Origin of the sequence: Amycolatopsis sp. NPDC004079 (genome assembly GCF_040610415.1) — a bacterium.
Taxonomy (GTDB): Bacteria; Actinomycetota; Actinomycetes; order Mycobacteriales; family Pseudonocardiaceae; genus Amycolatopsis; species Amycolatopsis halotolerans.
In genome coordinates, this window is sequence record NZ_JBEXMH010000076.1 from 16,338 (window position 1) to 39,771 (window position 23,434).

22 protein-coding genes are annotated in these 23,434 nt (G+C 69.8%); 4 read left to right on the forward strand and 18 right to left on the reverse strand.

The window, feature by feature from the left end; all coding sequences use genetic code 11:
* Positions 1-4 precede the first annotated feature (4 nt).
* Positions 5-610 (forward strand): TetR/AcrR family transcriptional regulator, encoded by a 606-nt coding sequence (locus tag ABZX37_RS42570; protein WP_354749612.1) that lies wholly within the window; start codon positions 5-7, stop codon positions 608-610.
* On the opposite strand, the gene ABZX37_RS42575 is transcribed toward ABZX37_RS42570, so the two are convergent.
* The 15 genes from ABZX37_RS42575 to ABZX37_RS42645 all read right to left on the reverse strand — a co-directional run bounded on the left by ABZX37_RS42575 (position 611) and on the right by ABZX37_RS42645 (position 17,284).
* Entirely contained in the window at positions 611-2,281 is a 1,671-nt protein-coding gene (locus ABZX37_RS42575) for an AMP-binding protein (protein WP_354749614.1), read from the reverse strand.
* Positions 2,281-3,456 carry a lipid-transfer protein gene (locus ABZX37_RS42580; RefSeq protein ID WP_354749615.1) on the reverse strand — a complete coding sequence of 392 codons (1,176 nt, stop codon included), beginning with the start codon at positions 3,454-3,456 and terminating at the stop codon, positions 2,281-2,283. Before ABZX37_RS42580 ends, ABZX37_RS42575 begins: the two co-directional genes overlap by 1 nt.
* On the reverse strand, positions 3,453-3,836 hold the full coding sequence (locus ABZX37_RS42585; RefSeq protein WP_354749617.1) for an acyl dehydratase: 384 nt from the start codon (positions 3,834-3,836) through the stop codon (positions 3,453-3,455). Before ABZX37_RS42585 ends, ABZX37_RS42580 begins: the two co-directional genes overlap by 4 nt.
* Entirely contained in the window at positions 3,833-4,258 is a 426-nt protein-coding gene (locus ABZX37_RS42590) for an OB-fold domain-containing protein (protein WP_354749619.1), read from the reverse strand. Before ABZX37_RS42590 ends, ABZX37_RS42585 begins: the two co-directional genes overlap by 4 nt.
* Entirely contained in the window at positions 4,258-4,806 is a 549-nt protein-coding gene (locus tag ABZX37_RS42595) for a MaoC family dehydratase N-terminal domain-containing protein (protein WP_354749621.1), read from the reverse strand. Before ABZX37_RS42595 ends, ABZX37_RS42590 begins: the two co-directional genes overlap by 1 nt.
* A 144-nt stretch (positions 4,807-4,950) precedes the next feature.
* Positions 4,951-5,685, reverse strand: coding sequence for a hypothetical protein (locus ABZX37_RS42600; protein ID WP_354749623.1), 735 nt, complete (start codon positions 5,683-5,685; stop codon positions 4,951-4,953).
* A 125-nt stretch (positions 5,686-5,810) separates the two neighbouring features.
* Entirely contained in the window at positions 5,811-7,235 is a 1,425-nt protein-coding gene (locus tag ABZX37_RS42605) for a carboxyl transferase domain-containing protein (protein ID WP_354749625.1), read from the reverse strand.
* Positions 7,232-8,848 carry a class I adenylate-forming enzyme family protein gene (locus tag ABZX37_RS42610; RefSeq protein WP_354749627.1) on the reverse strand — a complete coding sequence of 539 codons (1,617 nt, stop codon included), beginning with the start codon at positions 8,846-8,848 and terminating at the stop codon, positions 7,232-7,234. Before ABZX37_RS42610 ends, ABZX37_RS42605 begins: the two co-directional genes overlap by 4 nt.
* Positions 8,849-8,867: 19 nt before the next feature.
* Positions 8,868-9,689: a glucose 1-dehydrogenase gene (locus ABZX37_RS42615; RefSeq protein WP_354749629.1), complete on the reverse strand. Its 822-nt coding sequence runs from the start codon at positions 9,687-9,689 to the stop codon at positions 8,868-8,870.
* 1 nt (position 9,690) lies between these two features.
* The gene (locus ABZX37_RS42620) at positions 9,691-10,812 is read right to left on the reverse strand and encodes a steroid 3-ketoacyl-CoA thiolase (protein WP_354749631.1); all 1,122 of its coding nucleotides are present in this window, start codon (positions 10,810-10,812) and stop codon (positions 9,691-9,693) included.
* Positions 10,812-11,675: a MaoC/PaaZ C-terminal domain-containing protein gene (locus tag ABZX37_RS42625; RefSeq protein ID WP_354749633.1), complete on the reverse strand. Its 864-nt coding sequence runs from the start codon at positions 11,673-11,675 to the stop codon at positions 10,812-10,814. Before ABZX37_RS42625 ends, ABZX37_RS42620 begins: the two co-directional genes overlap by 1 nt.
* 9 nt (positions 11,676-11,684) lie before the next feature.
* Complete coding sequence (locus tag ABZX37_RS42630) at positions 11,685-12,788, reverse strand: acyl-CoA dehydrogenase family protein (RefSeq protein ID WP_354749635.1); 1,104 nt, start codon at positions 12,786-12,788, stop codon at positions 11,685-11,687.
* A 1-nt stretch (position 12,789) separates the two neighbouring features.
* A complete protein-coding gene (locus ABZX37_RS42635; protein ID WP_354749637.1) occupies positions 12,790-13,989 on the reverse strand; it encodes an acyl-CoA dehydrogenase family protein in 1,200 nt (399 codons plus the stop codon).
* Between the two features lie 22 nt (positions 13,990-14,011).
* A complete protein-coding gene (locus tag ABZX37_RS42640; protein WP_354749639.1) occupies positions 14,012-16,144 on the reverse strand; it encodes an acyl-CoA dehydrogenase in 2,133 nt (710 codons plus the stop codon).
* A 3-nt stretch (positions 16,145-16,147) separates the two neighbouring features.
* On the reverse strand, positions 16,148-17,284 hold the full coding sequence (locus ABZX37_RS42645; protein ID WP_354749641.1) for a steroid 3-ketoacyl-CoA thiolase: 1,137 nt from the start codon (positions 17,282-17,284) through the stop codon (positions 16,148-16,150).
* A 270-nt stretch (positions 17,285-17,554) separates the two neighbouring features.
* On the opposite strand from ABZX37_RS42645, the gene ABZX37_RS42650 reads away from it, so the two are divergent.
* A complete protein-coding gene (locus tag ABZX37_RS42650) occupies positions 17,555-18,475 on the forward strand; it encodes a 3-oxoacyl-ACP reductase (RefSeq protein ID WP_354749643.1) in 921 nt (306 codons plus the stop codon).
* Positions 18,476-18,529: 54 nt separating this feature from the next.
* Here the strand turns inward: ABZX37_RS42650 and ABZX37_RS42655 are convergent, their stop codons facing one another.
* The 3 genes from ABZX37_RS42655 to ABZX37_RS42665 are packed head-to-tail and all read right to left on the reverse strand — an operon-like array spanning position 18,530 to position 21,134.
* A complete protein-coding gene (locus ABZX37_RS42655; protein WP_354749645.1) occupies positions 18,530-19,432 on the reverse strand; it encodes an NAD(P)-dependent oxidoreductase in 903 nt (300 codons plus the stop codon).
* An 11-nt stretch (positions 19,433-19,443) separates the two neighbouring features.
* Entirely contained in the window at positions 19,444-20,229 is a 786-nt protein-coding gene (locus tag ABZX37_RS42660) for a MaoC/PaaZ C-terminal domain-containing protein (RefSeq protein ID WP_354749647.1), read from the reverse strand.
* The gene (locus ABZX37_RS42665) at positions 20,226-21,134 is read right to left on the reverse strand and encodes an SDR family oxidoreductase (RefSeq protein WP_354749649.1); all 909 of its coding nucleotides are present in this window, start codon (positions 21,132-21,134) and stop codon (positions 20,226-20,228) included. The genes ABZX37_RS42660 and ABZX37_RS42665 overlap by 4 nt, the downstream gene beginning before the upstream one ends.
* A gap of 91 nt (positions 21,135-21,225) precedes the next feature.
* On the opposite strand from ABZX37_RS42665, the gene ABZX37_RS42670 reads away from it, so the two are divergent.
* Together ABZX37_RS42670 and ABZX37_RS42675 are read left to right on the forward strand one after the other, a co-directional pair.
* A complete protein-coding gene (locus ABZX37_RS42670) occupies positions 21,226-21,984 on the forward strand; it encodes an enoyl-CoA hydratase family protein (protein WP_354749651.1) in 759 nt (252 codons plus the stop codon).
* Between the two features lie 13 nt (positions 21,985-21,997).
* Entirely contained in the window at positions 21,998-23,056 is a 1,059-nt protein-coding gene (locus ABZX37_RS42675) for a nitronate monooxygenase (protein WP_354749653.1), read from the forward strand.
* The last annotated feature ends 378 nt before the right edge of the window (positions 23,057-23,434 follow it).

Below are 23,434 nucleotides of genomic sequence, written 5' to 3' on the forward strand. Positions count from 1 at the left end.
CGGCATGGCTGACCAACGACCGCTCGGCTTGCGAGAACGCAAGAAGCTCGACACGCGCAAAGCGCTGAGCGACGCCGCCGTGGCGCTGATGTACGAGAGAGGTCCAGACAACGTTGTCCGCGAGGACATCGCGGAGCGCGCCGGGGTGTCGCTGCGGACCTTCAGCAACTACTTCGCCACGAAATACGACGCGGTCGCCTACCGGCAGGAGCACCGGATCCGGCGCAGCGCGCAGCTGCTGCGGGAGCGCCCGGCGCACGAACCGCTGTGGACCGCGCTCGCCGAAGCGCTCATCGAACCGTTGCGCGCCGACGGGGTCCCGTACGGTCAACCGGCCTCCGACCAGCTCAGCGCGGTGCAAGCGTGGAGCGCGACGCCGGAGATGCGCACCGCGCTGGCACGGGTCGAGACCGCCGATCTGGTCCGGGCGATCGCCGAACGCACCGGGACGCGGGTCGGCGATCTGTATCCGCAACTGGTGTCCGACATCGCGATCGCGGCGATGACCACCGTGCTGAACCGGTTCCTGGACGAGAGTCTGGAGAAGACCGTGCCGACGACGCTGCGCGAGGCGTTCGCCTCGATCTCCCTCGGCCTCCCGCCGCGATAATCAGCGCCGCGACGCCGCGGGCAGCGAGTTTTCCCGTCCGTGGGCGCGGAATTCCGCCCGCAACGCTTCTCGATCCGCCGCGGTGAGCGGCCGGTACGGGCTGGTCCGGCTCGGCGCGTACCAGACCCGGTCGTCCTCCCAGCCCTGCGCGCGCAACGGAGCCTTGTCGATCTTGCCGCTGCCGGTGACCGGGGCCTCGTCGATGATCCGCACGAACGTCGGTCGCCATTTCGTACCGAGATCCGGTTGCGCGGCAAGGAATTCGTCGAAGTATTCCGGATCGAACACGGCATCCTCAGCGAGTATGACGGACGCCATCAGCAGGTCTCCGGTCTTCGGATCGGGCACGCCGTAGCAGTGCGCCACCGCGAACGCCGGGCAGCGGCCCAGAATCCGCTCGACCGGGGCGGTGCCGAAGTTCTCGCCGTCGACGCGGAGCCAGTCCGCGGCCCGGCCGGCGAAGTACAGGTAGCCGTCACGATCGCGGTAGCCGAGGTCGCCGGTCCAGAAGTCCTCGCCGCCGAACTTCAGCCGTTCGGCCATCGCGGCGGGATGCCGGTAGTAGCCCTCGAACGTTTTCCCGCGTCCCACCGCGACGATCTCGCCGGTCGCCTCCTCGGCGTTCAGCAGCAGGCCGTTCTCGTCGAATTCCGCGAGCGGGCATTCCCGGTTGTCCTGGTCGCGGATTTCCGCGCGCATTCCGGGCGCGGGGCGGCCCAGCGCGTTCGGCGGCGCGTCCGGTTCCGGCACGATGCGAAGCCCGCCTTCGCTGGAACCGTAGCCTTCCCGCACTTCGCAGCCGAATCGCCGGCGGAATTCGGCGGATTCGCCCGGCGCGGCTTCCGACCCGAAGGCGACCTCCAGCCGGTTGTCGGCGTCGGTCGGCTCCTCCGGCTGCGCGACGACATAGCTGAGCACGCGGCCGACGTAGTTGAAGTAGGTCACGCCGTGCGCGCGGAGATCCGGGATGAACCGCGACGCGGAGAATTTCCGGACCAGCACGATCGTCGCGCCGACCTTCGCCGCGGCGGCGAGGTTCATCATGATCGCGTGGCCGTGGAACATCGGCAGGCACAGGTAGGTGACCGAATCGCGGTGCAGCGAGACGCGTTCGGCCAGCGCGTCGGTCAACCGGCCGAGACGTCCGTTGCTGCAGATCACCGCTTTCGGCGTGCCGGTGGAGCCGGAGCTGAACAGCAGCAGGAAGGTCGCCGCCGGGTCCGGCAGCGACGCGGGCATCTCCGCGCCCGCGTGCGCGGCCAGCAGGTCCTGGTACTCCGCCGATTCCACGTCGAGGACACGGCGGACCGTCGGCAGCTCAAGGCTCGCGACCTCCTCGCCGTACAACGGTTCGGTGACCAGCACGTCGACGTCCGTGTGGCTGATGTCCGCCGCCAGCTCCACGCCGCGTCGAGTGGAGTTGATGCCGACCAGGACGTCGCCGGTCACCGCGGCGGCGAGGATCCAGAAGACGAAATCCGGCAGGTTCTGCAACAGGACCCCGACGTGCCGCTGCGTCCGGCCAGGCCCCGGCTCGAAGGTGCGCAACAGCGAAGCCCGCACCGCGGCCTCCTGGACGACCTCACCCCACGTCCAGCTTCGGCTCTCGAACCGCAGCCCCTCGTGCGAGTCCCCGCGCCGGGACCGGACGACTTCCGCGAAAGTCTCCATCAGCGGTCCGCCGCGAGCACGATCGCGGAATGCGGCACCGGAGACCCGCCGGTGACGAGCACGTGCTCCAACGATTTCGCGGGCTGGTTGACCGAGCTGCCGCGAATCAGCCGGACGCCCTCGGCGATCCCGTTGACCCCGTGGATGTAGCCCTCCCCCAACTGGCCGCCGTGCGTGTTGACCGGCAGCCGTCCGTCGAGTTCGAGCGCTCCGCTGGCGATGAAGTCTTTCGCTTCGCCGCGGCCGCAAAATCCGTATTCCTCCAGCTGCAGCAACACCATCGGTGTGAAAGCGTCGTACAGAATCGCGGCGTCGATCCCTTCCGGACCCACGCCCGATTGCGCCCACAACTGCTCGGCGACCAGCTGCACCTCGGGCATTTCGTCGATGTCGTCCCGATAGTAGCTGCTCATCGAAATCTGTTGCGGCCCAACGCCTTGCGCCGCCCCCGCGATCACCGCGGGCGGATGCGGCAGGTCGCGCGCCCGCTCCGCGCTCACGATCACCAGCGCTTGCCCGCCGTCGCTTTCCTGGCAGCAGTCGAGCAACCGCAACGGATCCGCGATCATCCGCGACGACTGGTGGTCTTCGATCGTGATCGGACGCCCGTGAAACCACGCTCGCGGGTTCACCGCCGCATGTTTGCGGGAGAGCACCGAAACGCGGCCGAAATCCTCGCTCGTCGCCCCGTATTTGTGCATGTACCGCCGTGCCAGAAAGGCTTCCTGCTGCGCGGGAGTGAGCAGGCCGTACGGGTTGATCCAGTTCCGGTATTCCTGATCGGTATTCGCGGTGTAGGCGAACGGCGGCGGCCCGGCCCCGAAGCGGTGCCCGGAACGCTCGTTGAACGCCCGGTACACCACGACGACGTCCGCGACCCCGGAGCTGACGGCGAGCGCCGCCTGCTGCACCGGCGCGCACGCCCCGCCGCCGCCGTGCGGGATGCGGCTGAAGAACTTCAACTGCGGAATCCCCAACGCCCGCGCGACCGCGATCTCCGGATTGGTTTCCATGGTGAACAGGGCGAATCCGTCGACTTCCTCGACCGGGATCTGCGCGTCGGCGAGCGCCGCGAGGACGCATTCGCAGGCGAGTTGCCATTCGCTGCGCCCGGAATTCTTGCTGAACTCGGTCGCGCCGATCCCGGCGATCGCGGCCTGCCTCGCAAAGCTCATGCCGACACCGTCACTCGAGCCGACACATGCACGCCGCGTTCATGACTTCCGGTGACCTTGATCGTCGCCGCTCCGTCCACGACTTCGATGACCTCGCCGACGAAAGCGAGCGTGTCACCCGGAAACAGCGGCAGCCCGAGTCGCAGCGAAACCTTCCGGATCCGGGTCGCCGGGCCGCAGACGTCGGTGACGTAGCGGTCGATGAATCCGTTGGTGGCGTTGATGCTGATGAAGACGTCCGGCATCCCGCGTTCGGCCGCCTTGCCCGGATCGTGGTGCACGTCCTCGAAATCCTGCGACGCGATCGCGGTCGCGACGATCGTGGTGCGGTCGAACGGGATCGCCAGCTCCGGCAGGCGGTCCCCGAGAGCCAGGGTCATCGGGTGTGCTCCTTCGGGTCTCGCGGCCGCAGCTGCGGGAGGATTTCGCCGTGCGCGTGCTCGCTGAAGCCGACCTGCAGCGGCAGGCCCGCTTCGAGCCGGTCGTGGTCGACCCCGGCGATGTCGGCCACCAGCCGGATGCCCTCCTCCAGATCGGCCAGGCCGACGGCGAGCGGGTAGTCGAACGCGGGGTCCTTCGGGTGATACAGCACCGTCCAGCTGTGCAGTACCGCGCGCCCGCTGGCGACGACCGTGTCCCACGCGAAGCTCCGGCACACCGGACACGCCGGGCCGGGCGGATGCCGGAGCGCGCCGCAGTCGGTGCAGCGCTGGATTTCCAGCCGTCCCTCGCGGGCGGCGGCGAAGAAGAACTGGTTGTCCTGGGTGATCGTGAGCCGCGGGACCGCGGTGTGCTCTCCCATCACGCGCTCCGCTCGGCCGGGCGGAACCGCAGGATACGGAAGCGTTCGTCGACCAGCAGCTCGCCCGCTTCGTCCAGGTAGTGCTTGCGCAGCGTGACGAAATGGCCGTACCCGAGCGCGGTGCGTTTGCCCTCCGACACCGCTTCGATGGTGAAATGGCAGGTCACGTGCGTGCCCGGGGTGATCTCGCGGACGTACTCCTGCTCGACGTCGGTGGCCACCACCGAGGTGTAGCCGGCCGCGTCGAGCACGCTCATCAGCCGCGAGTACGCGAAATCCTCCACCGCGCCCTCGCGGCGCAGCTCCTGGATCTCGCGGTAGCGCCGGTACCCGGCCATGATCCAGGTCGAGCACATCGCGGGCGGCGCGATCACGCCGGGGCGGCCGGTCGCTTTCGCCGCGGCCTCGTCGACGTACACCGGGTTGCGGTCGCCGACCGCCTCGACCCAGTTGCGGATCATCGCCTCGTTCACCGCGTACCGGGCCACCCGCGGCGGCTCGGCCTGCTGGCCGGTGAACTCGGCGAAGTCCGTCCGGAGACCGGTCATCACCCCTCCTTGAACAAGCGTTTGGCAGGACGCTAGGTCGCGGAGGGACGGGCGGCAAGCGCCACTCCCGCTGGGCGGACAGCCGGGCCCGCCGCACGCGAAAAAACTCCCGGCAAGCTCACCGGGAGTTCTTCCGGGAAATGGTCAGGGAGTGCCCAGGTCCAGGGATTGCACCGACGAGTTCACCCCGTCCAGCTTCCAGCCGTTCACCGCGGGACCGCATCGGACGGTCGTGTCCCGGGTGTCCGAGACGTTGGTCGCGGTGTTGAACGGGGTGTTCGGGGTGGTGGCGAGGGTATTCGTGTAGAGGAATTTGCCGTTGGTGTACACGCATTGGTGCAGATTCAGGAACCGGCGGGCGGCCAGGTCCAGTGATTGCACCGCCGTGTTCGCCGCGTCGACCGTCCACCCGCTGACCGCCGGACCGCAGCCGACCGAGGAGTCCGGCGCGTAGGAAAGGTTCGTTCCGGTGTTGAACGGCGAGTTGGGCGTGGTCGCCAGGATGTTGGTGTAAAGGAAATTTCCGTTGCTGTACACGCATTGATGCAGATTCAGGAACCGGCCGCGGACGCGGTCGAGGGGTTGCACCGCGGTGTTCGCCGCGTCGACCACCCAGCCGCTGGCCGCCGCGCCGCATCGCGCCGCGTTGTCGCGCGGGTCCGCGATGTTCGTCCCGGTATTGAACGAAGTGTTGGGAGTGGTGGACAGCTCATTCGTGTAAAGGAAGCTGCCGTTGGTGTAGACGCATTGATGGAGGTTGACGTAACGGTCCGCCGCCGCCAGGGCGGGGGCCGCCGCGACCGCGACCGGGCTCAGGCACAGCACCGCCACGACCGCGGATCTCCATGACTTCAGGGCTTTTGTCACGTGCATGCTCATTCCTCCTGCTGCTTGTGGCCGAGCCGCACAGTTCATCAGCGAAGACATCTCACGGTGGCGCAGAAAACGGCGGCCGTACAGCAGCCAGAGAGACGAATCGGCTCGTCCTTTTCGCAATGAACGGCTTAACGCGCCGGAATAGCGAGCCGCAGCCCGGCCAGCAGCCGATTCCGCAGCTCGCCCGGATGCACGACGTCGTCGTAAGTCACGGTGCTCGCGAGCCGCCACGGCCCCGCCGCCTCGCCCTCGGCGAGCGCTTGGCTGGTCCCGGCGTCGGCTTTGGACGTCTCCGCGCCGACGCGCGCGGGCATGGCACCGAGCGTCGCCCCGGGCAGCGCGAGGCTGAGGGTCTGCCGGTCGAAGGCGTTCTGGCCCATCACCGAACTGCCGAAACCGAACGCCTTGCGCATCGTCACGTGGAATTTCGGCACGTCCGCGCGGTGCTGGGCAAGGAACAGCCGCGCACCGGCGCGCAGCACGCCCGCGCGTTCCTGGTCCCGGCCGCCGAGCAGGCCCGGGTTGTCCGCGAGCATCAGCAGCGGCACGCCGAATCCCGTGACGTGCTCGATGAACCGGGCCGCCTTGTCGGCTGCCAGCGCGTCGATCGCTCCGGCGCGCACCGCCGGCTGGTTCGCCACGACACCGACGACGTGTCCGCCCAGTCTGCCCAGCCCGGTCAGCATCGACGCGGCGTGGTCATGGCCCAGCTCGAACCAGGTTTCGCGGTCAAGCAGTTCCTCGACCACGGGCCGCATGTCGTAGGGCACGCGGTCGTTCGGCGGGATCAGGTCCAGGAGCTCGTCCGTCCGGCGTTCTTGCTCGGCTGTTGTCGCGGACGGAGGGAGCAAGCTCAAGTAGCGGCGGACTTGCCCGATCGCCTCGGGAAGGTCGGCGGCGACGAGGTCGACAAGTCCACTGTGGACCGCATGGACGTCGGCGCCGCCCAGTTCCTCTTTGGACACGTCCTCGCCCAAGGCCGCGCGCACGAGCGGCGGACCGGCGGAGAACAGCTGCCCGCTTCCCCGCACCAGCACCACGAGGTTCGCGAGTGCCGCGGTGAGCGCGCTGTGCCCGGCCGATGGCCCGGCGACCACCGCAACCACCGGCACTTTCCCGGACAAGTCGGCCAGCGCTTGGAGATCGTTCGGTGCCGGGCGGTGCGGGTGCAGGCTGTTCGACGGCCGGTGTCCGGCACCCTCCAGGAACATCACCAGCGGCACGCGTTCCTGTTCCGCGAGCCGGGCGAGACGTTCCCGTTTGGACGCCGCCGCGACCCCGATCGACCCGCCAGCAACAGAAAAGTCCTCGGCGCCGACCAGAACCGGCTTCCCGTCGACGCTCCCGCTTCCGGCGACGAAGCCGTCCGCGGGCAGCTCTCCGGCGAGCAAGCCGATCTCGGCGAAGCTGCCGGGATCGAGCAACGCGGCGATCCGGTCACGCGCGTTGGGCCCGCCGAGCCGGGCGAGGCGTTCTTCGCCGCCCATCGCCTGTGCGGCCGAGCGCCGGGCAGCGAGGTCGGCGAGCAGCGGCTCCCACTGCTCGCGGTTCACTCCCACCGCACCAGCCGCCGGACCACCTTCCCCGTCGCGTTGCGCGGCAACGGATCCCGGGTCAGGAACCAAGCCGTCGGAATCTTGTACCGGGCCAGCCGATCGGCGAGATAGCCGCGCAGGCCGTCAGCGTCCACTTCGGACTCAGCGCGAAGCACGACCTTCGCGGCGACGATCTGGCCGTAATCCGGATCCGGCTGACCCGCGACAATGCACTCGGCGACACCGGGATGTCCGGCGAGCTGCTCTTCCACCTCAGCCGGGTAGATGTTCTCCGCCCCGCGCAGGATCAGGTCGCTGCGCCTGCTCAGCACGGTCAGCGCACCGTCGCGCAGCTGGCCGAGATCACCGGTCCGGAACCAGCCGTCCTCGGTGAACGCGGCTGTCGTCGCGGCCGGGTCGTTGAAGTAACCGAGCATCACCTGCGGGCCGCGAAGGTGGATCTCGCCGTCGGTGCCGTCCGGGACCGGGCGGCCTTCGGTGTCGCGGATCTGCACTTCCATGTTCGGCACGGGACGGCCCGCGGTGTCCGGGTCGGCGAGGAGTTCGGCCGGAGTCGCGAGGGTGGCCGCGGTGGACGACTCGGTGAGGCCGTAGTTGGTGCTCAGCGACGAGGCCGCGCCGGGCAGCGCGTGTCGCAGGTGGTCTTTCAGCTCGGCGGTCGACGGCGCGCTGCTGACCGAGACCGTCTTGAGCGTGCTGAGGTCGTAGCCGGACAGATCGGCTTCGACCAGACGCGAGAGCATGGTCGGGACCGCGCCCCAGTTGGTGATCCGCTCGGTCTGGACGAGGTCCAGCACCCGGTGGATGTCGAATTTCCCTTGGTGCAGCACGGCGGTGTCGCCCACGGCGAGCCGCACGACGGCGAGGTTGTGCAGGGCGGCGATGTGGAACAGCGGCGTGGCCAGCAGGAACCGCCGGTCCCGCGCCGGACGGCCGAATTCCGCCGCGAGCGCGTCGTTGAACAGGTGGAACCAGACTGCGGCGAGCACGTTGCGGTGCGAGTGCGTCGCGCCCTTCGGATGCCCGGAAGTGCCGCTGGTGAAGAGGATGACGGCCGGGTCGTCCTCGTCGACCGGCTCCGGTTTCAGCTCGGCGCCTTCGTGGCGGCCGAGGAGTTCCCGGTACTGCGGGCTGCCGATTTCCAGCACCGGATACCCGTCCGCGACCAGCGGTTTCCGCGCCGCGTCGGTCAGCACGACCTTCGGCGCGGTCAGGTCGAGGCCGTGCGCGACCTCCGGCGCGGCCCACATCGAGTTCATCCCGACCGCGATCGCGCCGAGCGACACCGCCGCCCAGAATCCGACAATCCACTCCGGACAGTTCGCCGCGCACAACGCGACCCGGTCCCCGCGTCCGACGCCGTATTCGGTCCGCAGCACCGCGGCCAGCGCGGCGACCTCGTCGTAGTGCTGGACGAAGGTGCGCCGGCTGTCCACAGTGACCAGATACTCGCGGTCGCCGAACTCGCGCGAGGCCGCCAGCAACTCGGTCAGGCTCCGATGCCGCCGCGCGAACACCCGGGCCGGACGGCCCGCGACCGGTTCCGGCCGGATCTCGAACTCCGCGCCCGGCGCGGTCAGCCGCGCGATGATGTCGTCCCGATCGGTCATCGGTCGCCTCCCGTAGTGGTCATCGGATCGTCAGCTGTCCGCCGTCGACGTTCCAGCACTGCCCGGTCACCCAGCCCGCCTCGGCACTGGCCAGGAACACCGCGGCCGCCGCGACGTCGGCCGGCTCGCCCGCCCGGCGCAACGGCACCTGCGCGCGAACGTACTCGGCCCACGAATCCGGGTCCACGTCGTCCAGCCTGCTCGTGCCGACGACGCCGGGGCACAGCGCGTTCACCCGGATCCCGTGCCCGCCCAGCTCTTTGGCCGTCGAAGAGGTCAGCGACTGCAGCGCGGCTTTCGACGCGGAATAGGCCGCCGACCCGGCCCCGGACAGCTTCCCGCCGATCGAGGAGATGTTCACGAACACCCCGCCGTCGCCCTGCTCGACCAGCCGCCTGCCGAACGCGCGGGTCATCAGGAACGGCCCGCGCAGATTGACCTCGATGACCCGGTCCCAGGTCTCGACGTCGAGGTCGAGCACCGGCACGCGATCCGGCCCACGCGCGGCCGCGGCGTTGTTGACGACGATGTCCACGCGGCCGAAGGCGTCCAGCACAGCGGCCAGCAGACGGTCGACCTGCGCCGGGTCGGCGACGTCGCTCACCACCGGCAACGCCTGGCCGCCGAGCTGGCGGATCTCGTCCGCCACGGACTGGATGTCCTGCCAGCCCGCCGCCCGCTCTTCCGGCGGGAACCTCTCGGGTGCGCGGCCGCTGCCGGTCACCACGACCGCACAACCGGCCCGCGCCAGCTCGACCGCGATCGACCGGCCGATCGACCGCATCCGGCCCGCACCGGTCACCACCGCGACCTTGCCGTCGAAACCGCTCAGCCGATACATCTCAGAGCCGCTCCACGATCGCCGCGGTCGCCTGGGCCCCGCCGGCACAGATCGCCACCAAACCGAGCGTCTGGTCGCGGCGCTCCAGTTCGTCCACGATCTCCGCCAGCAGCCGGATCCCGGTCGCGCCGACCGGATGGCCGATCGCGATGGCGCCGCCGTTGACGTTCAGCCGGTCCTCGTCGACGCCGAGCGTGCGGGCGAACGACAGCGGAACCGACGCGAACGCCTCGTTGACCTCGAACAGATCGATGTCCGCGACGGTCATCCCGGCCCGGCCCAGGACGCGTTCGGCGGCGCGGATCGGCCCGTCCAGCAGGTACTTCGGCTCCGCGCCGACGATGGTCTGCGCGACCAGCCGCGCGCGCGGGCGCAGTCCGAAGGTCTGGTCGGCGTCGACCAGCAGCGCCGCCGACGCGCCGTCGGAGATCTGAGAGGCCGTGCCCGCGGTGTGCAGGCCGTCTTCCTTGATGGGGGCGAGTCCGGCGAGGGCTTCGGCACTGGTGTCGCGCAGGCCCTGGTCGCGGTCGAACTGGCCGTCCTCGAGCGGGACCGGCAGGATCGAACGGCCGAATCGGCCCTCGTCCCAGGCGCGGCGGGCGCGTCGCTGCGAACGGAGGCCGAACGCGTCCAGGTCCGCGCGGGTGAGCCCGCGACGGGCGGCGATCCGGTCGGCGGCCTCGTACTGGGCGGGGAGGTCGACCTTCCAGGACTCCGGACGCGGACGGCCCGCGTCGCCGAGGTTGCTCAGCAGCGGCACCCGGCTCATCGATTCGACCCCGCACGCCATGCCGACGTCCACCAGCCCGGCCGCGATCTGCGCGGCGATGAGGTGCACAGCCTGTTGCGCGGAGCCGCATTGCGCGTCGATGGTGGTGGTCGCGGTCTCGTCCGGGAGCCCGGCGTGCAGCCAGGCGAAGCGGCCGACGTTGTTGGACTGCTCCCCGGCCTGCGTGACGCATCCGGCGACGACGTCGGTGACGAGCGCCGGATCGATGCCGGTGCGGTCGAGGATGCCGCGCTGCACGTGGCCGAGGAGTTCGACCGCGTGGATGCCGGACAGTGCGCCGCGGCGCTTTCCGAACGGGGTCCGGATCGCGTCCACGATGACCGGAGTGCCCATCACGCACCTCCTGAAGTCGTGCGGGCCCAGGCGTCGGTGAGGACTGCCGCGTCGTCGCGTTCAGGGCAGGTCACGCGTAGGGCCAGCTCATTTTCCTGTTGCCACACCGAAATCCTCAGGGTCTCACCGGGAATTGCCGGGCCGGCGAAGCGTGCCCCCAGTTCGCGGAGCCTCGACGGGTGGCCGTCGAGGAGGTGGTCGACGACGGCTTTGGCGACCAGGCCGTAGGACGCTAGTCCGTGCAGGATCGGCGCGGCGAAGCCTGCTGCGGCGGCGAATTCCGGGTCGGCGTGGAGCGGGTTGAGGTCGCCGTTCAACCGGTAGAGCAGGGCCTGGTCGGCGGTGGTGGCGACGTCCAGCACGTGCGTCGGGTCGCCTTCCGGTTTCTTCGACCCGACAGCGGTGCCTGCGTCGCCGCCGAAACCGCCTTCGCCGCGGGCCCAGACGGACATCTTCGAGGTCCATAGTGGACCGTCGGCGTCCGCGACCTCGTGGGCCAGCACGATGACCGCCGCCCGGCCCTTGTCCTGGATCTCCGCGATCCGCGTGGTTCGTTCCGCCGAGCCGGACGTCGGCAGTCGGTCGCGGTGGAGGGTGACGACCTGTCCGGCGTGCAGCAGCTTCGCGAGATCGACGTCTACGCCCGGCAGCGTCAAACCCTCCGCCGGAATGTCTCCGGCGGAAATGCCTTGTCCGGCAACGAGAGCGAAGGTCGGGAGGACTTCCAGGTCTCGTTCGTAGCCGTACCGGAGCGTGGTGCCGGAGCCAAGGGAAAGGTGGTACAGCAGCACGTCCCGGGTGGTCCAGGCGAGCCGCTGGGTGCGCGGCGGGGCGTTGAGCGCCTTGTCGAGATCGATGGGCACGTGATCCTCCTAAGCCGGCGCGCCGATCGGGGGTGCGGACGGGAGCCGCTCCCCGAGTTCGGCGGCGAGCGCGTCGGCGGTGCCGAGGGTGAAGGCGACCTGGCGGCCCCAGAGGAAGTAGCGGTGGATCGGATAGTCGACGTCCGCGCCGATGCCGCCGTGCAGATGCTGGGTCGCGTGCACGACCCGCAGTCCCCCGCGCGACGCCCACCATTTGGCCACCAGCGCGGCGATTTCCGCCTCGTCCTCGCGGCCCTCGTCCAGCAGCCAGGCGGCGCGTTGGGTGCAGACGCGGATCGCCTCGGTGTCGAGGTAGGCGTCCGCGGCCCGCACAGCGACAGCTTGATTTGTCGACAGTGGACGTCCGAATTGGACTCGTTCCGACGTGTACTTCGCGGTGGTCGCCAACGCTTGGGCACACACGCCGACGCTGACCGCTGCCAGCGCGACCCGGAGTCGGCGCAGTGTCCACTGCAGAGCGTCGTCGCCGGACACCAGGATGTCCGCTGCGGAGGCCCTTGTTTCGGCGAAGACGATCGACGCGTGACTTTCGCGGCTGGTGACTTCGACGGGGGTCACGCTGAGGTTGACCGTCGGGACGAGTACTAAATGGACTTGATCGTCTTCCTTGACCGGAACCAAGACCAGGTCGGCCTGCGCACCAGCGGGAACCGACACTACTTCGCCGGTGAGTTCGAGTTCGTCGCCGTGCCTGGTTGCGGTGACCGAGACTGTGTCGTCGAACGCGCCGACCAGCAGCGTCGAACCGTCCAGCACCCGCGGCAGGATCCGGTTCCGCTGATCCGCTGAGCCGAACTGGGCGACCGGCAGCACACCGCCCGCGATCACGTTCCACAACGGAACCGGCGCGACGTGTCGGCCCGCTTCTTCGAGCAGCACGGCCAGGCCGGACATCCCCAGCCCGGCCCCGCCGTCCCTTTCGGACAGGCAGATGCCGAGAAGGTCCGCTTCGGCGAGCACCCGCCAGAGGTCGGCGTCGAAGCCGCCCTGCTTCTCGACGGCCACCACCCGGTCGACGCTCGCGCGGTCGGCGAAGATCTTGGCGGCCAGCTCGCGGACCGCGCCCAGGTCGTCGTTGAGGTCGAAATCCATGTCAGCTCCTGGCCTTTTCCGGACGGCGGCGCGCGGACAGCGTCATGCCGAGGGTTTTCGCGGCGACGATCTCGCGCAGCACCTCGTTGGTACCGCCGCCGAACGTGTTGTTCTGCGCGCGCCGGGCGAGGGTTTCGACGCGCCCGTCGACCGCCGCACCGGGCGAATCCGGCCGCAGCAGGCCGCGAGCGCCGAGCACTTCCTGGAGCCTGCTGTACGCGGTCACCACCGCTTCGGTGCCGAACACCTTGGCGGCGGCGGAATCCCCGCCGCCGAGCGTGCCCGCGGCGACATCCGCGACCAGGCGCAGGTTGATCAGGTCAGTGGCGCTGAGCAGCGCGTATACCTCGGCCAGCGTGTGCCGGACCCAGGGCAGGTCGTACACCGTTCCCGGACCGAACGGCTCCTCTTGTGCCCACTTGAGGACCGCGTCGTACATCTGGTTCGCGATGCCGCCGCGCGCGGCGAGGGCGACGCGCTCGTGGTTGAGCTGGCTGGTGATGAGCCGCCAGCCGTTGTTCAGCTCGCCGACCACATTGGACAGTGGAATTCGGACGTCCGCATAGTACGTGGCCGAGGTGCTGATCCCACCCACCGTATGGATTTCAGTGGCGGAGAAGCCCGGCGTGTCGGTCGGCACGAGCACGACGGAGATGCCGCGATGCGGGGGCGCGTCCGGGTCGGTCCGGACGGCCAGCCAGATCCAGTCGGCGAAGATGCCGGCGCTGGTGAAGATCTTGCTGCCGTTGATGACGAGTTCGTCGCCGTCGATTTTCGCCCGCGTCTGCAGCGACGCCAGGTCGGTGCCCGCGCCGGGTTCGGTGTAGCCGATGGCGAACATCAGCTCGCCGCGCAGGATCGGCGGCAGGAAGAACTTCTTCTGTTCCTCGGTGCCGTGATGCATCAACGCGGGCGCGACCGTGTTCAACGTGACCAGCGAGAGCGGGGCCCCGGCGCGCAACACCTCGTCGTAGAACACGAAAAGCGCTTCCGGGTCCTCGCCGCGGCCGCCGTATTCTTCCGGCCAGCCGAGGCCGAGCCAGCCGTCCGCGCCCATCCGGCGCAGGATCCGGTCGAACACCGGACCGCCCTCGGTCTGCTCGACCAGCGCGCGGCGGTCGTCCTCGTCGATGATGCGGGCGAAGTACTCGCGCAACTGCGCGCGGAGCCTTCGCGAGCGCTCCGACAGCTCCGGATGCATGCGTTTTCTCCTAGTAGTCGGGTCAGCGGGGCAAGCCGAGGACGCGTTGAGCAATGAGATTGAGCTGAATTTCCACCGTCCCGCCGCCGAACAGCACGGCGGGCAGGCCGAGATGGTCGATGACGTGCCCGTCCTCCGCGCTCGCCGAACCGGGGCCGAGCAGGGCGATCACCTCGCGCGACCCCTCCTGCTGGGCGAGCGCGCTGAACACCTTCTGCACGCTGACCTCGGCCCCGAGATCCAGGCCCGCGAGCCGGGCCAGCACGCTGCGGAGGCCGAGCGTGGCGAGCGTCAGTTCCCGTGACACGCAGCGGCCGAGCGCGGACAGTGCCTCGGGATCATCCGGATTGTCGCGGAGCAACTGGCGGACCCGGTCCGACGAACCGTGCGCGAGCGTCGCGCCCATGTTGTGCCGTTCGTTGGCCAGCGTGGTCGTCGCGAGCCGCCAGCCGTTGTTCGGCTCGCCGACGAGATCGCGGTCCGGGACGAACACGTCGTCCAGGAAGACCTCGTTGAACTCCGCGCGTCCGGTGGCCTGCCTGATCGGCCGGACCGTGACGCCTTCCGCGGCCAGGTCGACGAGGAAGTACGAGATTCCCCGGTGGCGCGGCGCGTCCGGGTCGGTCCGGGCGAGGCAGACGCCCCAGTGCGCTTCGTGGGCCAGCGACGTCCAGACCTTCTGCCCGGAGATCCGCCAGCCACCGTCCGCTTTGGTCGCCCGGGTGCTGAGCGAGGCGAGGTCCGAACCAGCGCCCGGTTCGCTGAACAGCTGGCACCAGCGGATCTCGCCGCGCAGAGTCGGCAGGACAAAGCGGTCGCGTTGCTCCGGGGAACCGTGCACGAGCAGCGTCGGCAGGACCCATTCGCCGATCACCGTGGTGGGCTGGGGAATTCCACGACGGTCGAACTCTTCGGCGATGACGGCCTGTTCGAGCGGTCCGGCGTCCAGCCCGTACGGCTTCGGGTAGTGCGGTGCGGCGAGACCCGCGTCGGCGAGCACTCGGACGGACGGCTCGGCTTGGTCGAGGACGGACGCGACCTGGCTGCGCAGTTCGAGACAGTCTTGGGGGGTGGCGAGGGTCAGGTCGCGGGTCGTGGTCTGGGCGCGTTCGCCGAGGGTGCGGGCGGCTGATCGGCCCAGGGAGCCAGACAGCGCGACCGCGCGACGCCAGTACAGGTGCGCGTCGTGCTCCCAGGTGAAGCCGATCGCGCCGAGGAGGCGTACGCAGCTGACGGACGCGTCCACCGCGGCGGGAAGCGCGGCGTGCCTGGCCTGCGCGGCCGCAAGTGCTTGCTGCGCAAGCGAATGCCGCTCGGCACGGGCCGCGTCCCAAGCTGCGGCCGTGGCGATCTCCCGGTGCAGGAGGATGCCCGCCGCCTGATGCTGGACCGCTTGGAAAGAGCCGATCGGACGCCCGAACTGGACGCGGGTGCGGACGTGCTCGACGGCGCAGTCCAGGGCCCAGCCGCACAGCCCGGCCGCCTCGGCCGCCGCGGGGACCGCGAGGGCCAGCTCCGCGCGTTCCGGCTGGAGCTCCACGAGGTCGTCCTGAGCTACCAGGAAGTTCTCCAGCTTGAGCCGGGCCGCGGATCTGGTCAGGTCAACGGCTTCGACGGGGATCAGCTGGCCGGGCTCCGGTCGGAGCACGAACCAGATTCGGTCAGCGCGGACCACGGCGATCTCCGCGTCCGCGAGTCCGAGCGCCGGACTGCTGGTGCCGCTGATCCGCCAACCGTCGGCGGTGCTGGCGGCGCTGAGGCCGTCGAGCACGACAGCTCCGGTAGCCCCTCCGGCGAACGCGGCGAGTTCTTCCGTCGGTTCGGCCGCGGCGAGGACAGCGCTGGCGGTGACCGTCGGCAGGAACGGGCCGGGCACCAGATGGCGGCCGAACTGCTCGGTCACCACGGCGAGTTCGAGCAGGCCCGCGCCTTGGCCGCCGACGGACTCCGGCAGGTGCAGGGAGTGCCAGCCTTGTTCGGTGAGGGTCTTCCAGAACTTCGGCTGCCCAGATCCACCCGTCTCGGTCTGGGATTTCCCAGAACCCGGCTGGCCGCCTATTCCAGCGCGGGTCTCGACGATCGGCGCGTGCCGGGCGGCCCACCCGGCGGCGGAGGCGGCCAGGTCGCGGTGTTCCTCGGACAGGGCAATCGGCATGGTTCAGATCCGTTCGACGAGCACGCAGCTGGTGGCGGCCGCGGCGCAGATCGCGATCATCGCGAGGCTGGCGTCGCGGCGTTCGAGTTCCTCGACGGCCGTCGCGAGGAGACGGATGCCGGTCGCGCCCGCCGGGTGGCCGAGCGCGATCGCGCCGCCGAGGACGTTGAGCTTGTCCTCCGGGATGTCGTGCGCCTGCGCGAAGGACAGCGGCACGGCGGCGAAGGCCTCGTTGACCTCGAAAAGGTCGATGTCGCCGATCGTCAGGCCGGTGCGGTCGAGGAGTTTCCGCGCCGCGGCTACCGGACCGTCGAGGAGGTACTCGAGGTCGCCGCCGATGACGCACTGCGCGAGTAACCGCGCTCGCGGGCGGAGGCCCAGTTCGTCGGCGCGGCTTCGGGACAGGAACAGCGCGGCACTCGCGCCGTCGGAGACCTGGGACGAGGTGCCCGCGGTGTGCAGGCCGTCCGGGACCGTGGTGCGGAGCCCGGCGAGCGCTTCCGTCGAGGTTTCGCGGAGTCCTTGATCGCGGGTGACCGGTTGGCCGTCCGGCAGTTCCAGCGGGAGGACTTGGCGGTCGAAAAGCCCGGCGTCCCAAGCCTTTCGCGCGTTGTGCTGGGAGCGGAGGCCGAACGCGTCGAGGTCCGCCCGGGTCAGTCCGCGCTTCCGGGCGATGCGGTCCGCGGCGGTGTATTGGTCGGGGGTGTTGAGATGCCAGTCGGCTGGCCTCGGCGTACCAGCGCCGGTCCCCTGCTTCGGAGTGAGCGGCACGCGCGACATCAGCTCGACGCCGCACGCGACGCCCGCGTCGACGGTCCCGTTCGCGATCTGTCCGGTGAGCAGGAAGGACGCCTGCATCGACGTGCTGCACTGAGCGTCGATGGTGGTGGCTCCGGTCTCGGTCGGGAGGCCGCCGTAGAGCCAGGCGGTGCGGACGATGTGCCCGTACTGCTCGCCGAGCGGCGTGACGCAGCCGCCGATCACTTGGTCGACCGTCTGCGGGTCGAGCCCGGTGCGGTCGAGGACGCCCTGCTGGACGCGGCTGAGCAACTGGACGGCGTGCAGGGCGGAAACCCAGCCGTCGCGTTTGCCGAACGGCGTGCGGACCGCGTCGACGAGGACTGGCGTCGTGTCTTTCAAGCCCGGATCTCCTTCTCGCGGGGAAGGCCGGACCGGCCCCTGGTCGTCGAGTAATCGAGCAAGCGTTTGGTTGGAGGTTAGCTTCGGCCCGGCGAGCGGGACAAGCGCGCGTACTGGTGAGCGGGAGTGGCCGGCCCGCGTGCGACGTCGGCCAGCCTGCGGCGCCTCTCCCTCGCCACGAGCCGCCGATGCCACTCACCGGGAGCAGTCGCACGTCGCGGGCCCGCCATCGGCACCATGGCGGCATCCCTTCCCGGCATTGGAGGCCCCGTGTCCCACCTCAGCACCGCCCTGTCCGGCCGCACCGCCATCGTCACCGGGGCCGGGGCCGGACTCGGCCGGGCCGAAGCGCTGGCGCTCGCCGCGGAGGGGGCGAACGTCGTCGTCAACGATGTGAGCGACGCCGGGGACAAGGTCGTCGCCGAGATTTCCGCGAGCGGCGGCCGGGCGCTGGCCGTTCCGGGCGACATCGGCGATTGGCAGTACGCCGAAGACCTCGTCACCGCGGCGACCGAGCATTTCGGATCGCTCGACATCGTCGTCAACAACGCCGGCATCACCCGCGACGCGATGCTTTTCAACCTCGACGAGAAGGCCTGGGACGACGTCATCCGAGTCCACCTCAAGGGCCACGCGGCCCTGTCGCGCGCGGCGGCGCGGCACTGGCGGCAGCTCAGCAAAAGCACTGGCGAACCCACCTATGGCCGCCTGATCAACACGTCGTCGGAAGCATTCCTCCTCGGCGGCGCGGGGCAGCCGAACTACGCGGCGGCGAAGGCGGGGATCGCGGCGCTGACGCTGTCCTGCGCGCGAGGCTTGAGCCGCTACGGCGTCCGCGCGAACGCGATCTGCCCGCGCGCCCGGACGGCGATGACCGACAGGATCTTCGCCGCCGGACGCAGCGCGGGCGGATTGGACATCCTCGCGCCGGAACGGGTCGCGGCGTTCGTCGCGTACCTGGGCTCTCCGGCGGCGGACGCGGTGAACGGACAGGTGTTCGTGGTGTACGGAGACATGGTCGCGCTACTCGCCCCGCCGACGGTCGAGCATCGGTTCGTCTCCGGGCAAGGCGCGTTCGACCCGGCCGAGCTGGAGCGGACGATCACGCCGTACTTCGCCGAGCGCGACCCGCGGAAAACGTTCGCGGCCAGCGACATCGTGGGGCTCGACGACACCGAGACGACCGCATAGCCCAGGGCCTCGCGAGTGGCGATCCCGGTGAGAACCGTGATCGCCACTCACGACTCACCGCACCACCGCAGCCATCTCCTCCAGCATCGCCCGCACATCCCGACGGCGATACCCCAGCAACTCCGTCTCACCGGCATCCGGTTCGTACGAGATCGTCGCGCCCCTGCCCGGGACGAGCACCCGATCCGGCAGGAACGGGTGTTCCTCGTCGCGTTCTTCCAGAGTCCGGCCGGAACCGGAGACATCGAAAACCAGCTGAAAGTAGTCCCGGAAGCTGAGGTTTTCGTCCCCGACCAAGTACGCCGCGCCGGATTCCCCGCGCAGCAACGCACCCTCGACGGCTTCAGCCAAGCTCCGCACCGACAGGTAGTTCGTCCCGCCGACCGGCGCGAAGTCCGGCACCTTCCCGACCAGCTCCCCGTCGGCCCAGGCCAGCATCTTCCCGAACTGCCGCGTCGACCGGCCCGGAGCCATTCCGACGATCGACGGCGGGTTCAGCGTGCACACCGCGAACCCGTCCCCGGCGAGGGCGCGCGCTCCTTCGTCGGCCAGGCGGCGGGCGTCGACGTACGGGTTCGTTTCCGCGAGATCCGGCCGGACCTGGTGGTAATAACTGCCGATCTGGACGAACCGGCCGACGCCCGCCCGTTTCGCGCGCGCGGCGATCGCGGTCACGCCGTCGATTTGGTACGTCCGCCAGAATTCCTCGTCGCCCCAGCCCGATACATGCCGGATGTCTTGTCCCGCCGCGAAAACCACAGCGTCGAACGGGGCCAGCGCGGCCTCGTCGAAACCGTCGTGGGCGTAGTCTCCGAGGAGTACTGGCAGACCCGCGACCAGGGAATCGGCGTCGGGTTCGTGTCGTCCGGCAACGGTCACGGAATGACCAGCACCGCTCAAGTGCGCGGCGGTGTTCGAGCCGATCATGCCGGTGCCGCCGATGACCAAGACCTTCATGCGCAATTCCTCTATCCGAAGTGGACGCGACCGCCGTCGACGACCGGGCCGCGTTCCGACGTGATCCGCAGGCCGCCTTCCGACCAGCCTTCGACTTGCAATTGCTCGCCCGGGAATACCGGCGCGGCGAAGCGGCCTTCCAAAGACGTCAGGTCGGCCGGGTGTGCGCCGACCTGACGGGCTGCGACCAGAGCGCCCGCGCCGAGGGTCGCCAAACCGTGCAGGATCGGGCGCGGCTGGCCGATTCCGGCTGCTGCCGCGGGGTCGACGTGGATGTGGTGCCGGTCTCCCAGCAGCCGGTAAAGCAGAGCCTGGTTGTCCGCAGTGGACAGTGAAGCAGTCCAATCCGGACTGTCCAATGCGGCCGGACGGCCGGGGCCGCGTTCGCCGCCGAAACCGCCGATACCGGGGCAGAACAAGGACCACGTCGCGACGAAGTAGTCCGATTCGACGGCCACGTCATAAACCGCCGCGCTGCCTTTGTCCCAGACTTCCGGAACGCGGGCCCGCATGGAAATCTCGCCCGCGCGCGGCAGCGGCTTCAGGACTTCCAGCCGTTGCGAACCGTGCACCGCGTTGCCGACCTCGAACGCCCCAGCCGAGCCGAGGACGTCCGGGGCCCACTGGGCGAGCGTCAGCGCGAAAGGCGGCAGCACCCGAAGCCGGTCCTCGAAGACCAGGTCGAGTTCGTCCGGCCGGGCGCCGATGGCGAGCGCGTAGAGGATCGGGTCACGGTCGGTGTAGGCGACGGTGCGCTCGCCGAGGACCCGGCCCTTCCAGTCCGCGGGGCTGTTCACTGCGCGCCGTAGACCGGTTCGGGCGCGGGCGCTTCCTTCAGCAGCTCGCGCACGGCCGGACCGGCTTCGGCGGCGGTCCAGCGCCGGTCCAGTTCGCGGGAGGGGCCGTGGGTCCAGCCGTTCTCCAAGCAGATCCGGCCGCCCTCGACCTCGATCACGCGGCCGGTGACGTCCGCGGCGTCCTCGCTGGCGAGCCACGCGACGATCGGCGACACGTTGCCCGGGTGCATCGCGTCGAAGCCGTCGTCCGGCGCGGCCATCTGGGCGGCGAACGGACCCTCGGTCATCCGGGTGCGCGCGGCCGGGGCCAGCGCGTTCACGGTGATGCCGTACCGGCCGAGTTCCGCGGCTCCGACCAGCGTCAACGCGGCGATCCCGGCTTTGGCTGCGCTATAGCTGCCCTGGCCGATGCTGCCCTGCAGACCCGCGCCCGAGGTGGTGTTGATGATCCGCGCCGCCCGCGTACGCCCGGCTTTCGCCTCCGCGCGCCAGTAGCCCGCGGCGTGGTGCATCAGCGCGAAATGCCCCTTGAGGTGCACCGCGACGACCGCGTCCCACTCCTGTTCGCTGGTGGTCACGATCATCCGGTCGCGCACGAAGCCCGCGTTGTTCACGACGATGTCCAGCCCGCCGAACGTATCGACCGCCTGCTGCACCAACGCTTCCGTCGCCGCGAAGTTCGCGACGTCGGCGCCGTTGGCCACCGCTTCACCGCCCAGCGCGCGGATCGCTTCGACCACTTCGCCGGCCGGACCGTCGGACGCCCCCTCGCCCGCACCCGACGTGCCGAGGTCGTTGACCACGACGCGCGCGCCCTGGCGGGCGAGTTCCAGTGCGTGCTCGCGGCCGAGTCCGCGACCGGCCCCGGTCACGATCGCGACCCGGCCCTCCAAGATCCCGCTCACATCATCTCCGTTCGTCTTCGGCAGGCGAGGCGGTTCCCCGTAAACCAAGCAAGTGTTAGGCTACCAAGCAATCGCTAGGTTAGGAACGCACGTGACGATTTCCACGCAGCTCCACGACAACGGCACCTTCGTGGTCACCATGGACTACCCGCCGGTGAACGCCCTGCCGGTCGCCGGATGGTTCCGCCTCGCCGAAACCGTGCGGGAGGCGGGCGAGGACCCGGCGGTGCACGTCGTCCTGCTCCGCGCCGAGGGCCGCGGCTTCAACGCAGGCGTCGACATCAAGGAAATGCAGCGCACCACCGGTTTCGACGCCCTCGTCGGCGCGAACCGCGGCTGTTACCTGGCATTCAAGGCGATCTACGAATGCGCCGTGCCGGTCATCGCCGCGGTGAACGGCTTCTGCCTCGGCGGCGGCGTCGGCCTGGTCGGCAACTGCGACACGATCATCGCCGCCGACGACGCGTACTTCGGCGTCCCCGAGGTGGACCGCGGCGCCCTGGGCGCGGCGACCCACCTCGCCCGCCTGGTCCCGCAGCACCTGATGCGCACGCTGTACTTCACCAGCCGCACCATCGCGGCGAAGGACCTGGTACAGCACGGTTCGGTACTGGAAACCGTGCCCGCCGCCGAGCTGCACGACGCCGCGCTCGCCCTGGCCGCCGAGGTGGCCGCGAAGGACCCGCGCGTCATCCGGGCCGCGAAAGCCGCGCTGAACGGCATCGACCCGATCGACGTCAACCGCAGCTACCGTTACGAACAGGGCTACACCTTCGAACTCAACCTCATCGGAGCCGCCGACGAACACCGCGACGCCTTCGTCGCCACCGGCCGCCCGATGAACGACTGACTCGAGGAGACCCGTGCCTCTCCGCACCCCGCTCACCGAGCTGACCGGCGTAACCCACCCGATCGTGCAAACCGGCATGGGCTGGGTCGCCGGCCCGCGCCTGGTGTCCGCGACCGCCAACGCCGGCGCCCTGGGCATCCTCGCCTCCGCGACGATGACCTACGACGAGCTCGACCACGCCATCAAGGAAGTCAAGCAGCGCACGGACAACCCCTTCGGCGTAAACCTGCGCGCCGACGCGGGCGACGCCACCGAACGCGCCGAGTTGCTGATACAGCACGGCGTCAAAGTGGCTTCTTTCGCTCTGGCCCCGAAAAAAGACCTGATCGCCCGGTTGAAAGACCACGGCCTGGTCGTAATGCCCACAGTCGGTGCCGCCCGCCACGCCGAAAAGGTCGCCTCGTGGGGCGCGGACCTGGTAATGATGCAAGGCGGCGAAGGCGGCGGCCACACCGGCCCGACCGCGACGACCCTGCTGCTGCCCTCCGTACTGGACGCAGTCGACATCCCGGTCGTCGCCGCCGGCGGCTTCTTCGACGGCCGCGGCCTGGCCGCCGCGCTGTCCTATGGTGCGGCCGGAATCGGCATGGGCACGCGCTTTTTGCTCACCAGCGACAGCGCGGTTCCGGACGACATCAAACGCACCTACCTAGGCTTCGGCCTGGACGGCACCGTCGTCACCACCAAGGCCGACGGCATGCCGCACCGCCTGCTCCGCACGCCGTTCATCGAGGGCCTCACGAAGGAAGGCTTCGTGCAGCGGATGGCCCGAACCCTGCGCCGAACCAAGGACTTCAAGCGATTGAGCGGCCAATCCTGGCCGTCCCTAGTCGCCGACGGACTGCGCATGAAGCGCGGCAGCGACCGCTCGTGGACGCAGACGATGCTGGCCGCGAATACTCCCATGCTGCTCAAGGCCGGTCTGGTGGAAGGCGACACGCGCGCCGGGATGCTGGCGGCCGGGCAGGTAGTCGGAGTGATCGAGGACCTGCCGAGCTGTGCGGAACTGGTGACTCGGATCGTGGAGAGCGCGCAGGAACGGTTGAAAGCGACCGCCGCGCTGGTGGACTGAGCCCAAGGTCGTGAGGGGAACCCTGATTGACTCTGATTCCCTCAGGGTTCCCCTCACGACCCGCCGCGCGCCGCGATGGCCCTCACCCCCGCACGGACAGCCGATCGGCCGTGCGGGGCCCCTTCACAGCCCGCCCACTCGCTCGCGCCGCCGAGATACGCCCCAATGTGGCGTTGGGTGCATGTGACGCACCGAATGCCACATTGGGGCGCTAACCCCGCCCCTAACGAACCGCAGCCGATGCACCCGACTAAGGCAGCCACACCCCCCGCACCCCGATACGAAGCCAAAAACACGGCGCGGAGGTGCTTGTCAAGGCATCTTTCCCGCCTTGACAAACAACACCCCGCCCGGGTAACAAAAAAAAAAGGGGGGGGC

Excerpts from the sequence above, each read along its gene's own strand:
- ABZX37_RS42570 (WP_354749612.1), top strand. The coding sequence starts at position 5 with ATGGCTGACCAACGACCGCTCGGCTTGCGAGAACGCAAGAAGCTCGAC.
- ABZX37_RS42575 (WP_354749614.1), bottom strand. The coding sequence starts at position 2,281 with ATGGAGACTTTCGCGGAAGTCGTCCGGTCCCGGCGCGGGGACTCGCAC.
- ABZX37_RS42580 (WP_354749615.1), bottom strand. The coding sequence starts at position 3,456 with ATGAGCTTTGCGAGGCAGGCCGCGATCGCCGGGATCGGCGCGACCGAG.
- ABZX37_RS42585 (WP_354749617.1), bottom strand. The coding sequence starts at position 3,836 with ATGACCCTGGCTCTCGGGGACCGCCTGCCGGAGCTGGCGATCCCGTTC.
- ABZX37_RS42590 (WP_354749619.1), bottom strand. The coding sequence starts at position 4,258 with ATGGGAGAGCACACCGCGGTCCCGCGGCTCACGATCACCCAGGACAAC.
- ABZX37_RS42595 (WP_354749621.1), bottom strand. The coding sequence starts at position 4,806 with ATGACCGGTCTCCGGACGGACTTCGCCGAGTTCACCGGCCAGCAGGCC.
- ABZX37_RS42600 (WP_354749623.1), bottom strand. The coding sequence starts at position 5,685 with ATGAGCATGCACGTGACAAAAGCCCTGAAGTCATGGAGATCCGCGGTC.
- ABZX37_RS42610 (WP_354749627.1), bottom strand. The coding sequence starts at position 8,848 with ATGACCGATCGGGACGACATCATCGCGCGGCTGACCGCGCCGGGCGCG.
- ABZX37_RS42615 (WP_354749629.1), bottom strand. The coding sequence starts at position 9,689 with ATGTATCGGCTGAGCGGTTTCGACGGCAAGGTCGCGGTGGTGACCGGT.
- ABZX37_RS42620 (WP_354749631.1), bottom strand. The coding sequence starts at position 10,812 with ATGGGCACTCCGGTCATCGTGGACGCGATCCGGACCCCGTTCGGAAAG.
- ABZX37_RS42630 (WP_354749635.1), bottom strand. The coding sequence starts at position 12,788 with ATGGATTTCGACCTCAACGACGACCTGGGCGCGGTCCGCGAGCTGGCC.
- ABZX37_RS42635 (WP_354749637.1), bottom strand. The coding sequence starts at position 13,989 with ATGCATCCGGAGCTGTCGGAGCGCTCGCGAAGGCTCCGCGCGCAGTTG.
- ABZX37_RS42640 (WP_354749639.1), bottom strand. The coding sequence starts at position 16,144 with ATGCCGATTGCCCTGTCCGAGGAACACCGCGACCTGGCCGCCTCCGCC.
- ABZX37_RS42655 (WP_354749645.1), bottom strand. The coding sequence starts at position 19,432 with ATGAAGGTCTTGGTCATCGGCGGCACCGGCATGATCGGCTCGAACACC.